Origin of the sequence: Bradyrhizobium sp. I1.14.4, assembly GCF_050435825.1 — a bacterium.
GTDB lineage: Bacteria > Pseudomonadota > Alphaproteobacteria > Rhizobiales > Xanthobacteraceae > Bradyrhizobium.
Map to the genome: position 1 here is coordinate 67,659 of NZ_JBNDLA010000029.1, position 12,646 is coordinate 80,304.

10 protein-coding genes and 3 pseudogenes are annotated in these 12,646 nt (G+C 61.7%); 10 read left to right on the top strand and 3 right to left on the bottom strand.

The window, feature by feature from the left end:
• Positions 1-115 precede the first annotated feature (115 nt).
• Entirely contained in the window at positions 116-868 is a 753-nt protein-coding gene (locus ABIB78_RS33750; protein ID WP_429032704.1) for a GntR family transcriptional regulator, read from the bottom strand.
• A gap of 132 nt (positions 869-1,000) precedes the next feature.
• On the opposite strand from ABIB78_RS33750, the gene ABIB78_RS33755 reads away from it, so the two are divergent.
• The 4 genes from ABIB78_RS33755 (at position 1,001) to ABIB78_RS33770 (ending at position 5,709) form a co-directional block, all read left to right on the top strand.
• The gene (locus tag ABIB78_RS33755; RefSeq protein ID WP_429032707.1) at positions 1,001-2,203 is read left to right on the top strand and encodes a pyridoxal-phosphate-dependent aminotransferase family protein; all 1,203 of its coding nucleotides are present in this window, start codon (positions 1,001-1,003) and stop codon (positions 2,201-2,203) included.
• Positions 2,204-2,269: 66 nt separating this feature from the next.
• Positions 2,270-3,553 carry an MFS transporter gene (locus tag ABIB78_RS33760; RefSeq protein ID WP_429032709.1) on the top strand — a complete coding sequence of 428 codons (1,284 nt, stop codon included), beginning with the start codon at positions 2,270-2,272 and terminating at the stop codon, positions 3,551-3,553.
• Between the two features lie 129 nt (positions 3,554-3,682).
• Positions 3,683-4,879, top strand: a complete 1,197-nt coding sequence (locus ABIB78_RS33765; protein ID WP_429032710.1) for a pyridoxal-phosphate-dependent aminotransferase family protein — start codon at positions 3,683-3,685, stop codon at positions 4,877-4,879.
• Positions 4,880-4,911: 32 nt separating this feature from the next.
• Positions 4,912-5,709, top strand: a complete 798-nt coding sequence (locus ABIB78_RS33770; RefSeq protein WP_429032713.1) for an enoyl-CoA hydratase/isomerase family protein — start codon at positions 4,912-4,914, stop codon at positions 5,707-5,709.
• Positions 5,710-6,062: 353 nt separating this feature from the next.
• Here ABIB78_RS33770 and ABIB78_RS33775 read toward each other — a convergent pair whose 3' ends face one another.
• On the bottom strand, positions 6,063-6,596 hold the full coding sequence (locus ABIB78_RS33775; protein WP_429032715.1) for a transposase: 534 nt from the start codon (positions 6,594-6,596) through the stop codon (positions 6,063-6,065).
• A complete protein-coding gene (locus tag ABIB78_RS33780) occupies positions 6,593-6,823 on the bottom strand; it encodes a transposase (RefSeq protein WP_429032718.1) in 231 nt (76 codons plus the stop codon). The genes ABIB78_RS33775 and ABIB78_RS33780 overlap by 4 nt, the downstream gene beginning before the upstream one ends.
• A gap of 204 nt (positions 6,824-7,027) precedes the next feature.
• Here ABIB78_RS33780 and ABIB78_RS33785 point away from each other — a divergent pair, with 204 nt between their 5' ends.
• From ABIB78_RS33785 to ABIB78_RS33810, 6 genes and pseudogenes are all read left to right on the top strand, one after another.
• Positions 7,028-9,319, top strand: coding sequence for a beta strand repeat-containing protein (locus ABIB78_RS33785; protein WP_429032720.1), 2,292 nt, complete (start codon positions 7,028-7,030; stop codon positions 9,317-9,319).
• A gap of 580 nt (positions 9,320-9,899) precedes the next feature.
• A complete protein-coding gene (locus ABIB78_RS33790; protein WP_429032729.1) occupies positions 9,900-10,016 on the top strand; it encodes a hypothetical protein in 117 nt (38 codons plus the stop codon).
• A 157-nt stretch (positions 10,017-10,173) separates the two neighbouring features.
• A pseudogene (locus ABIB78_RS33795) lies at positions 10,174-10,269 on the top strand (hypothetical protein); the annotation flags it as partial.
• A gap of 216 nt (positions 10,270-10,485) precedes the next feature.
• A complete protein-coding gene (locus ABIB78_RS33800) occupies positions 10,486-10,809 on the top strand; it encodes a calcium-binding protein (protein WP_429032722.1) in 324 nt (107 codons plus the stop codon).
• Between the two features lie 89 nt (positions 10,810-10,898).
• Positions 10,899-11,421 (top strand): annotated as a pseudogene (locus ABIB78_RS33805) (helix-turn-helix domain-containing protein); the annotation flags it as partial.
• A gap of 467 nt (positions 11,422-11,888) precedes the next feature.
• Positions 11,889-12,491: pseudogene (locus ABIB78_RS33810) on the top strand (reverse transcriptase domain-containing protein); the annotation flags it as partial.
• Positions 12,492-12,646: the final 155 nt, after the last annotated feature.

Sequence of the window (12,646 nt, forward strand, 5' to 3'; positions counted from 1 at the left end):
CAGATCCGATGTGATCCATGACGCTGATGTCGGCTCACGGATTATGCATTCTCTCGACTTGAGAATTATATTATGAATTCATAATGGGCAAGCAGAGCTACCGTCTGATCACTCCTCAGTCGCCGTGAGGCCTCGTCTCCAGGGCGGTGTCGGGCCCTTCCGCGAGCTGCTCGATGGCGGCGGATCGCTTGTTGCGGAGATGCTGGAACAGGACGTCGCTGAGTTCGCTTCCGGCGCGGCGGCGCAGCGCATCAAGGATCGCCTCGTGCTCCCGCATCGCTTCCGCCCAGCGCTGCCGCTTGCGGGCGAAATTGGCGGAGTAGCGCACGCGGCGGATCCGGCCCGCGAAATTGGCGTAGGTCGCCATCAGCGTCTCATTGCGCGCCGCTGCGACGATGCTTTCGTGGATGCGCTGGTTGATCTGGAAATAGCCATGCATATCGCGATGCAGATAGTGGCCGTACATTTCGTAATGCAGCCGCTCGATCGCGACGATTTCCTCATCGGTGATCGCTTCGCAGGCCAGTCGGCCGGCCAGGCTCTCGAGCCCGGCCATGACGTCGAACAGTTCCTCGAGGTCGTGGGGGCTGAGCCGGCGGACCCGCGCGCCGCGGTTGGGCAGCAGCTCGATCAGGCCCTCGGCGGCCAGCACCTTGAGGGCCTCGCGCAGCGGCGTCCTGGAGATCCCCAGCATTTCGCAGAGCTGTCGCTCCGGAACGCGCCCGCCCTCGGGAATGTTGCCTTCCACCACATAGTCGCGGAGCCGCAGCAGGATCTCGCCGTGAAGCGAGGCCTCCTGGCGGTCGCTGCCATTGCCGGCGGCGGGTTGGGTGATCGGAACCCCGGCTTCGGGAATCGCGGATTTCATATCCTGAACAATAATTTGCCGACGCGGTCGCGTCGATGTCCTCAATCGAATACCAAATTTGGATTGAAAATACAAAAAATGAATGCAAAATGACTTTCAGAGAGGTCGAAATACGGCGATTGGGAGGTTCTCATGCATCAAGGGCGCCATTTTCTGCAGATTCCAGGGCCAAGCCCGGTCCCGGATCGCATTCTTCGCGCGATGGACATGCCGGTCATCGACCACCGGAGCGCGGAGTTTGCGGAGCTTGGCCGGGCAGTGCTCGAGGGCAGCGGCAAGATCTTCCAGACGACAGGCCCGGTGGTGATCTTCCCATCGTCGGGGACCGGCGCCTGGGAAGCCGCCATCGTCAACACGCTGTCGCCCGGCGACAAGGTCCTGATGGTCGAGACCGGCCACTTCGCCACCCTGTGGCGGCAGCTGGCCGGCCGTTTCGGCATCGAGGTCGACTTCGTCCCCGGCGATTGGCGGCGCGGCGCTGACCCCGCCCAGATCGAGGCAAGGCTTGCGGAGGACACCGCGCACAGCATCAAGGCGGTGATGGTCGTCCACAATGAGACTTCGACCGGCGCGACCAGCCGGATCGCCGACATCCGTGCCGCCATCGACCGCACCTCGCATCCGGCGCTGCTGATGGTCGATACCATTTCCTCGCTGGGCTCGGTCGATTACCGGCATGACGCGTGGAAGGTCGATGTCAGCGTCAGCTGCTCGCAGAAGGGTTTCATGTTGCCGCCCGGCCTCGGCTTCAACGCGATTTCGGAGAAGGCCCGCGCCGCGTCGCGGACGAACCGGATGCCGCGCTCCTATTTCGATTGGGAGGAAATGCTGAAGCCGAACGCCAAGGGCTTCTTCCCCTATACGCCGGCGACGAACCTGCTCTACGGCCTGCGCGAGGCCATCGCGATGTTGCTGGCGGAGGGGCTCGACAATGTGTTCGCCCGCCATCAGCGGCTGGCCGCCGCCACGCGTGCCGCCGTCAATCAATGGGGACTCGAGGTGCTGTGCCAGGAGCCCTCGGAGTTCTCGCCGGTGCTGACCGCGGTGCTGATGCCGCCCGGCCATGACGCCGACCAATTCCGCAAGGTCGTGCTCGACAATTTCAACATGTCGCTCGGCGCCGGCCTGTCGAAGGTCGCCGGCAAGGTGTTCCGCATCGGTCATCTCGGCGAGTGCAACGAGCTGACGCTGCTTGGCGCGCTCACCGGCGTCGAGATGGGGCTGTCGGTTGCCGGCGTGCCGCACCGCTCGGGCGGTGTCGAGGCGGCGATGCGGCTGCTCGAGCAGCGCGATCAGCGCAACGCGTCGTCGCACCTGAAGGTGGTCAGCACGTAAGTGACAACCTTCGGCATCGCGCTCAACAACAGTCGGAATAACGGCGGATCAGGGAAGGGGAGGGATATGAGGCTTCGGTTCAAGGCCACCCATGTCGTGTTGGCCATGCTCTGCGTGATGTACTTCATCACCTATGTGGATCGGGTGAACATCGGCACCGCCGCCGGCGAGATCCAGAAGGAGCTAGGCCTGTCCAACACCGAGCTCGGCCTGGTGTTCTCGGCTTTCGCCTATCCGTATCTGCTGTTCCAGGTGATCGGCGGTTGGGTCGGCGATCGCTTCGGGCCGCGCCAGACCTTGTTCTGGTGCGGCATGATCTGGGCTGCGGCGACCATCATGACCGGCTTTGTCCATGGTCTCGCTGCGCTGTTCGTCGCGCGTTTCGCGCTGGGGTTCGGCGAAGGGGCGACGTTTCCGACCGCGACGCGCGCCATGCAGTACTGGACGCCGGCGAACCGCCGCGGCTTCGCGCAAGGCCTGACGCATTCGTTCGCACGGCTCGGTAATGCCATCACCCCGCCGGTCGTCGCGCTCTTGATCCTCTGGCTGACCTGGCGCGGTGCGTTCGTCGTGCTCGGCGTCGTCAGTCTCATCTGGGGCGTTGTGTGGGTCTGGTACTTCCGCCACGAGCCGAGGGACCATGGCTCCATCACTGCGGCCGAGCTTGCGACATTGCCGCCGCGTCCGCAGGGCGAGCGGCCGAAGGTGCCGTGGGGACCGCTGCTGCAGCGGATGTGGCCAGTGACCTTGACCTATTTCTGCTACGGCTGGTGCCTGTGGCTCTATCTCAACTGGCTGCCCCTGTTCTTCAAGAACAACTACAGCCTCGATCTGAAGAACTCGGCGCTGTTCGCATCCGGCGTGTTCTTTGCGGGCGTGATCGGCGACAGCATCGGCGGCGTCATCTCCGACCGTATCCTCGAACGATCAGGCAATGTGCGTCTGGCGCGACTCAGCGTGACCATCGTGGGATTCGCGGGCGCGCTGCTGTCGCTGATGCCGATCCTGTTCGTCCACGACATCACGGTGGTCGCGCTCTGCCTGTCGGCCGGCTTCTTCTGCGCCGAGCTCGTGATCGGCCCGATGTGGTCGATCCCGATGGACATCGCGGCGAAATATTCCGGCACCGCCGCGGGGATCATGAACAGCGGCTCGGCGTTTGCGGCAATCGTCTCGCCGCTGGTTGCCGGCTTCGTCATCGATGCCACCGGAAACTGGTACCTGCCATTCCTGATGTCGATGGGCCTCCTGCTGCTTGGTGGTTTCTCGGCGTTTCTGATGCACCCCGAGCGGCCGTTCGAGGAGGCCAGTGAAATGGTGGCGCCGGGGAAGGTGGTGGCCGCCGAATGAGGGGCCGCCGGCGCCAGCGGAGCGCCGTCAGATATGCATGACGGTCCCCCGCCGGGCCTAGGACAAATCCGGCGAATAGTGATATGCGAGCGGCTTACCAACACCAAGGCAAGACCGGGAAAGACGCTCATGACCGTGCATACTGGAAGGCATTTTCTGCAGATTCCGGGGCCGACCAACGTGCCGGACCGGGTCTTGCGGGCCATGGATATGCCGACCATGGACCATCGCGGTGCCGAATTCGCCGAGATCGGTTTTGCCGTGCTTTCGGCAATGCAGCGTGTGTTCCGCACCAAGCAGCCGGTGATCATCTATCCGTCGTCGGGGACCGGTGCCTGGGAAGCCGCGATCGTCAACACGCTGCAGCCGGGCGACAAGGTCGTGATGTGCGAGACCGGGCAGTTCGCCGTGCTGTGGCACGGCATTGCCGACAAGTTCAAGCTCGACGTCGATTTCATTCCCGGCGACTGGCGCCATGGCGCCGACCTCGAGCAGATCGAGGCCAGGCTGTCCGCCGACAAGGCGCACAAGATCAAGGCCGTCTGCGTGGTCCATAACGAGACCTCGACCGCCTGCGTTACCTATCCGCGCGACGTCCGCAAGATCCTCGACACGCTGAAGCATCCGGCGCTGCTGATGGTCGACACCATCTCGGGCCTCGGCTCGCTCCAATATGAGCACGATGCCTGGGGCATCGACGTCTCGATCGCCGGCTCCCAGAAGGGACTGATGTTGCCGCCCGGCCTCGGCTTCAACGCCGTGTCGGGGAAGGCGCTTGCCGCGGCCAAGGCCAATCCGGGGATGCGTTCCTATTGGGATTGGCAGGAGGTCATCAACATCAACAAGGCGGGCACCTGGCCGTACACGCCAGCGACCAATCTGCTGTTCGGCCTGCGCGAGGCCGTGAAGATGCTGGAGGAGGAGGGGCTGGACAACGTCTTCGCCCGCCACAAGCGCCATAGCGAAGCGACGCGCGCCGCGATCAAGGTCTGGGGCCTGGAAACGCAGTGCCAGGAGCAGGGCGCGCACTCGCCGGCGCTGACCGCGGTGCGGGTGCCCGATGGCCATGACGCCGATCAGTTCCGCAAGGTCGTGCTGGAGAACTTCGACATGTCGCTCGGCACCGGCCTCAACAAGGTCAAGGGCAAGGTGTTCCGGATCGGGCACATCGGCCACTTCAACGACCTGATGCTGATGGGCACGCTGTCCGGCGTCGAAATGGGCCTTGATCTGGCCAAGGTGCCGCATCGTGGCGGCGGCGTGCTGGCCGCGATGGAAGTCCTGAAGGGACGCGACGCCTCGCAGGTCTCGAAGGCCGTCGCCTGAAATCGAATCGTCAACAACAGAAAGAGCGAGACATGAACGCGCCCGTCACACCGACCGAAGACCTGGTCTACTCCGTCGAGGACGGAATCGCGCGCATCACGTTCAACCGGCCGCAGGCGCGCAACGCGCTGACCTTTGCGATGTACGAGCAGATGGCTTCGATCTGCGAGAACATCAATCAGGATCACTCCATCAAGGCGCTGATTCTGACCGGTGCCGGCGACAAGGCGTTCGCCTCGGGCACCGACATCTCGCAGTTCCGGGCGTTCAAGACCGCCCAGGACGCGCTGGACTATGAGGCGCGGATCGATCGTGTGCTGGGAACGCTCGAACAGTGCCGCGTGCCCGTCATCGCGGCGATCGCCGGCGCCTGCACGGGCGGCGGCGCCGGTATCGCCGCATGCTGCGACATCCGCATCGGCACCGAGGCAACACGGATCGGCTTCCCGATCGCTCGCACGCTCGGCAACTGCCTCTCGATGTCCAACATCTCGCGGCTGGTGTCGCTGATCGGTCCGGCGCGAACCAAGGACCTGATCTTCAAGGCGCGGCTGGTCGAGGCGCCCGAAGCGCTGGCGCTCGGGCTGTTGAACGAAGTCGTTCCCGATGTGGAGACGCTGCAGCGCCGTGCCAGCGAGACCGCCAAGCTTGTCGCCGGCCATGCGCCGATCACGCTCGAAGTGACCAAGGAGGCGGTGCGCCGCATCCGCCGCACGCTGTCGCGCGAGGAAGGCGAAGACCTCATCCTGCGCGCCTATATGAGCGAGGATTTCCGCGAGGGCATGGACGCTTTCCTCAACAAGCGGTCGCCCAACTTTAAGGGCAAATAGCGGTGTTCCAGATGCCCGCACCGGCTCGAAGCCGAGCTTGTTTGCCAAATCGCAACTGTTTGGGCTTTCATCCCACGCATCAAGATTTTGGCCTGTAGTCGAGGTGACGGGAGTTGTCCGTAGTACCTGACCGGGCAGAAGCAGGTGGCGCTGCTCGGGAGCGCCATTGCACAAATCCTTAGAAAAACTGTTCATTTAAATCAAATACTTAGCCCGCGTCTGCTCTGCGTGTTGGACGTTTTGTTGCACGCGGCCAACGCTTAATCGTTCCTGTCACGTTCTGCTGCTAGAGCGCCATTGGAGTGGCCGAAACCTCGATGCTGGATTCAAGGAAGTGCGAGGAAATTTGCTCCCTAGGGTCTGTTGGGATTCATCGGGAGTTTATCACGGCTGCGGCGAGATGGATCATGGAAGCGAAGCTCTGATCGGTCTTGTCGGCGCGCATGGCGATGCGTTTGAACTCCTTGAGCTTGCCGAAGAAGTTTTCGATGAGATGCCGCCATTTGTACATCTCCTCGTCGACGGCGAGGGGGTTTTGCGCGACGCGGATGCTGGGAGATGACGACCTTGGCGCCGCGCGCGTCGAGTTCGGCGATAATGGCGTTGCTGTCGAACGCCTTGTCGGCGGTCAGCGCGTCGAAGGCCAATCCCTCGATGAGCGGCGGCACGCCCACCGTGTGGAAGCGCTGTCCCGGCAGAAGCACGAAGCGCACGAGATTGCCGAGCGCATCAGTGAGCGCCAGGATTTTGGTGGTCATGCCGCCCTTCGAACGGCCGATCGCCTGGCTTTGAGTCCCCCTTTTGCGCCCTGTCCGTGGCGTGGACCTTGACGATGGTGGCGTCGACCATGGCGTACTCCATGTCGGGATCGTCAGACACGGCGTCAAACAGCCGCTTCCAGATAATCCGCCTTCACCCAGTCGCGGAAGCGCGTGAAGACACTGTTCCAGTGGCCAAACGAGACCGGCAGATCCCGCCAGGGACTGCCGGTTCGGGCGATCCACAGCACGGCCTCGACAAACAGCCTGTTGTCCTTGCCTCGGCGGCCGGGATCGCCCGGCTTGCCAAGACAATCTTCGCCCATTGGGCCGTCAGTCAAAACGAAACGGTCCATCCGCAGCTTGAATCACAACCAAGCCCGGATGAGAATCCTGAATCCCAACAGACCCTAGTTGACGAGCGATTGCGCGAGGTTGTTTGCCGCCCTTGGGATATCCAATATTGCGCACTGGACTTGATCGCGACAATTTGACACAGTGAATTATATTCCTGAAGAATCTCGATTTTTTTCGAACTTTCACATACTACGGGGCATATTATGGCGACTTGGACGGCCTTTTCCGGGACTGCGAACGCATCGTGGGCATTCGACGGTCTCGGCAGCATCGACTCGGTGCACTCCACCTCGACCCGGCTGATTTTCAACAACGGCGACGGCACGCTCACGTATCTGAACGGAACCGGCCTGACCGTTTCGAACGACCCGACATGGACGACGCTGACCTCGGTCGACCATGTTGCGGCGGACGGCACCACGGTGATCGAAAGCATCACCAACATCACGCTCGGATACCAGGCCGGGCATTTCTTCACCGGCATCCTCGCGGGTAACGACAGCATTGTCGGCTCGTCCGGGGTCGATCATATCTGGGGCCACGCAGGCGACGACACCATCACCGGCGGCGGCGGCGCCGATGTGCTGAACGGCGGCGGCGGCAACGACATTTTCATCCTCGCGGCCGGTGACTTTGCGGCGGGCGAGCAGATCGGCGATAACGGGGCCGGCATCATCGATCTGGAGAATGCCGGCAGCGTCGACTTCAGCACCGGCGTGTTTTCCGGAATCAGCACCGTCAAGTTCGACAGCGGCGTCTCGAGCGCCACCTTCGACTCCGGGCAGGGGGTGCACGCCGGCTCTGGCGAGATCAATACCTTCATCGGCAGTGCGCAGGCTGACTCCGTCACTTTCAAGAACGCCTACAGCGATTTCTCCAATCTGACCTTCACGTCGTGGACCGCGGGTGTCGATACGATCAACTTCATCACCGCCGGGGGCAATTTTGGTTCGCTGGTCGGAACCAATCAAGACGACACCATGACCCTGAACGGCCACGGCAACGTTCAGGGCGGCGCCGGCGACGACACCTTCATCTATAACGCCACAAGCACCGGCGGAGACCTCGACGGTGGCGCCGGCAACGACACGGTCGAGTTCAATTCGGCCAACATCACCTATGGCGATGGCCGCCTCACCAATGTCGAACGGATGGTATTCGAGACCGGCAACTCCACCGTCACGTTCCTGGGCAACACCCTGGTCACGGCGGTTCCGACCATCGTCGGCGGCCCCGGCATCGACAAGATCGTCATCAACAGCAGCCAGACCAATCTGTCAGGCGTGTCGTTTACGTCCTGGACCGCGGGCGTCGACAGCATCACGATCAACATCAATTTCGGCGCCGGCTCAACGGCGATCGGATCGAGCCAGGCCGACCAGATCAACGGCAGCGTCGGCGCGGACTCGATCAGCGGCGGCGCCGGCAACGACACCATCGCGGGCAACACCGGCAACGACACCATCGACGGCGGCGCCGGCGACGACACCGCGGTGTTCTCCGGCAGCCGGAGCAGCTACACGATCAGCAACTCGGGCGGCCAGATCCTGGTGTCGGGCACCTATGTCGTTACGCTGACCAACGTCGAACACCTGCAATTCGCCGACATGACGCTGAACGCCAGCGACGTGCCGATCAACAACACCGGGACAGCCGGCAACGATCTGATCTATGGCGGCGGCGGCAACGATACACTTAGCGGCCTTGCCGGCAACGACGTTCTCGTCGGCCTCGGCGGCGACGATGTCGGCTATGGCGGCGACGGCAACGACTATTTCTACGCGGGCGCCGGCAATGACGTGCTGTTCGGCGGCAATGGCCTCGACGTGCTGCTCGGCGAAGCCGGCAACGACAGCATCTATGGCGGCTCAGGCTTCAACTATCTGTTCGGCGGTGACGGCAACGACATCCTGGTCGGATCGGGCGGGACGGCCAACTCCGATGTCAATGTGATGTTCGGGGGCAACGGCGGCGATGACCTCTATGGCGGCCAGGGGACGAACTACTTCTACGGTGGCGCCGGCGTCGACACCATGTTCGGTGGCTCCGGTCTCAACATCTTCATTTCCTCCGGCGAGACCGACGGCAACTATATCTACGGCGGCTCGGGCCAGAACTACATCTACGGCTCCAATGGCGGCGACACCGTTACGGGCGGCAGCGGCGTCGATGTGTTCCTGATGGGAAGCGGCGCGGACGTCATCAGCGGCGGCGGCGGCGTTGACTATGCCTGGGGAGGCGGCGGCTCCGACACATTCATGATCAGCGACACGACGTCGGAGGTCATGGTGATCCAGGACTTCAACGCAGGCGGCGTCAACGACGTCGTGAACTTCGCCGGCACATCGCTGCATTCGTTTGCCGACGTGCAGGCCGCGGAGTTCTATTCGCCCGGCATCAACACGACGATCATTACAGATGCCGCCGGCAATGCCGCCTGGCTGATCGGCGTAGCGCCGGGACAGCTCGACGCAAGCATGTTCAAGTTCAGCTAGTTCAAGAGGCCTAGACCGCTAGGGAGAGCGACAAGGGCGTGCGAATCACGACTTCTAACTGTTCATTTTGGGTGCCAGGTGGATGCCATCGACCCTGCGGGCAGGGATGTGAGCGAGATTTGTCTTGCAGAGGTGAGCTGGAGGTCGTCGCCTTCGAGCGCGAAAATGTCTGAAAAAGGTGGGACCTGTCTCAGAGACGCAGTCCGCCTGCCCTGGGCACATCCAATATTGCCCGCCGGACTCCTCCGCGACAATCTGACACGGTAAATTGTATCGAAGAATTTCGCTTTCGGTTTTCACATACTACGGGAGCACGTTGTGGCGACTTGGACGGTCTTTTCCGGGACTGCGAACGCGTCTTGGGCATTCGACGGCCTCGGCACCATCGACTCGGTTCACTCAACCTCCACCCGGCTGATTTTAAACAACGGCGTCTGAACGAAACTGGCCTGATCGTTTCGAATGACCCGACGTGGGCGACGCTAACGTCAGTTGATCATTATGCGTCCGATGGCACTACGCTGCTCGAAGCATTACTAACGTCACACTCGGGCACCAAGCCGGGCATTTCTTCTTCGCCATCCTCGCAGGCGCCGATAGCATCGTGGGCTCGTACGGGATCGATCACATCGGGGGCCATGCGGGTGACGACACCATAACTGGCGGCGGCGGCAAGGCGCCGGAATCATTGATCTAGAGAATGCCGGCAGCATCGACTTCAGCACCGGATCGTTTTCTAGAACAACACCGTCGAGTTCGGTAGCGGCGTCTCAAGCGCCACCTTCGACTCATGGACGGCGGGAGTCGACAGCGTCAAAATCAACATTAGTTATTTCGGCGTCCCATCAACGACCATTGGATCGAGCCAGGCCGATCTCATCAACGGCAGCATTGGTGGGGACTCGATTAGTACCGGCCGCGGCAACGACACCATCGCCGGTGGCTCTGGCAACGACACCATCGACGGTGCGTCGGCGACGATACCGCGGTGTTCTCCGGCAACCGAAGCAGCTACACGATCTACAATTCCGGAAACCAGATCCTGATGACCGGCGCCAATGTCGACACACTGACCAATGTCGAACATCTGCAATTTGCAGATTGACGCTTAACACCAGGCGATCTGCCGATCGCCGCCAACGGGACAGCCAGCAATGACCTGACGTATGGCTGGGGCAGGCAACGATACCGTCTTCTGCGTGGGCGGCAACGACGTTCTGCTCGGCCTGGCTGGTGATGACTTCGCCTACGGCGACGCCGGCAACGATCATATTTATTCGGGTGCCGGTAACGATGTGATGTACGGCAGCGATGGCGTCGACGTGTTGCTTGGCGTAGCCGAAAACGACGCCATCCATGGCGACACCGGCTTCAACTATCTGTTTGGCGGGGGCGGAATCGACATTCTCCACGGATCGGGCGGCATGACAAGCTCTGACGTCAACGTCATGTTCGGTGGTGACGGCGGCGATGTCCATTATGGAGCCTAGAGCGGTTCACGAATTTACTGAATCTGGAGGGATTCCGCTTCGGCGGCGAATATGATTCAAGATGCTGGCTGGATTGGAGGCCAGCATCGATGGTCAGACCCCTTTGCAATGACCTGCGAAAGCGGGTAGTCGCGGCGGTGTCGAAAGGTGAGAGTTGCCGCCCAGCGGCCCTGCGTTTTGGCGTCGCGGTCTCCTCGGTGGTGAAGTGGTCGCAGCGTTATCGAGCGACCGGCTCTGTCAAGCCGGACAGGATGGGCCGACAGCGCAAATCTGTGCTGGATCCGCACGGCGACTTCATCAAGGAGCGGATCAGGCAGACCCCGCATCTGACGCTGCACGCGCTGAAAGACGAGTTGGCGGCGCGCGGGGTCGAAGTCTCGCATAATGCGGTGTGGCTGTTCATGCGCCGTGAAGGGCTGCGGTTCAAAAAACACTGTTCGCTCTTGAGCAAGGCCGCCTTGATGTGGCCGCCGACGGCGACGCTGGCGATCATGGCAGGCTGGCCTTGATCCTCAGCGCCTTGTCTTCATCGACGAGAGTGTGCTGCAGACAGCGGAAGGAGTTCAACATGAGCTAAAACCGATGGTGAAGCTGCGGGAAAGATGGGGGCCGGCCCCGAGATCGGCTTTCAGGGGCGGGTCTCAAACCAATCCGAGCTGCTGCGGTAAAGAGCCGTGGTGGTGAGCGTCGGATCAGAAGTTCGGAATAAACCGAGCAGGTGAGTGTCCGAAAGACGAACGAAAGTGAACCCTCCGAGGACGCGTCGTTATGAATCCAAGTGTCGTCGAAACCAGGACCGTCTCGTCATCCTGGGACAAGTCCGCCAGATGCCTGATGACCGGGCGGGCGGCGACCGGCGTAGAGGGGGCGTGAGTCGGACACAGGCTTTCGCGTGGAACTGCAGGAACCAGGCTCTTGATGCCAAGGGAGAAGCGCAAGCGGTGCCAACCGCGAGGCGAAAGTACCGATGCAAGAGACCTGGGGCGGACCGATCCGTAGGAGCGTCGAGGGCCCTGTAATGGGGTCGGAGCAAAGGGATCGGGTCAGGTAGTCGTACTCTGGAACCAACTGGAAACAGGATGACTTCGAACGGTGCGACAAACAAGCCGTTCTCGATCGAGAAGCGGCGAGTGTACGAAGCGTACAAGGCGGTCAAATCCAATCGCGGAGTGGCCGGAGTGGACGGACAGACCTTGGAGATGTTCGAGACAGATCTGGCAGGGAATCTCTACAAGATTTGGAATCGGATGTCGTCAGGGACCTACTTTCCACCTCCGGTGCGCGCCGTCTCCATTCCAAAGAAGACGGGCGGCGAAAGGATTTTAGGTGTGCCCACTATCAGCGATCGGATCGCGCAGATGGTGGTCAAACAGATGATTGAGCCGGAGCTGGAATCCATCTTCCTGCCGGACTCTTACGGATACAGGCCGGGAAAATCGGCCTTGGATGCCGTGGGCGTCACGCGTCAGCGGTGCTGGAAATATGATTGGGTTCTGGAGTTCGACATCAAAGGACTGTTTGACAATCTTCCGCATGATCTTCTGCTGAAGGCGGTCCGGAGACACGTGCAATGCAAATGGGCACTGCTCTACATCGAAAGGTGGCTGACGGCGCCAATTGAAAAGGACGGGAAGCTTGTTGAGCGAACTCGCGGAACCCCGCAAGGAGGCGTGATGGCTCCCTGAACGCAAAAGATAACTTTGCGGTGGAGGAGCGGCCACGGAACTATCGGTGGCGCCGGGCGCCTTTCCACCCGGAGGGGTGGGTGGGAGGGGGATGGAGTGGCGGATGACGATCTTGTCGTCGCCAACGAGGACTTCCTTCACGAGAAGGCGCA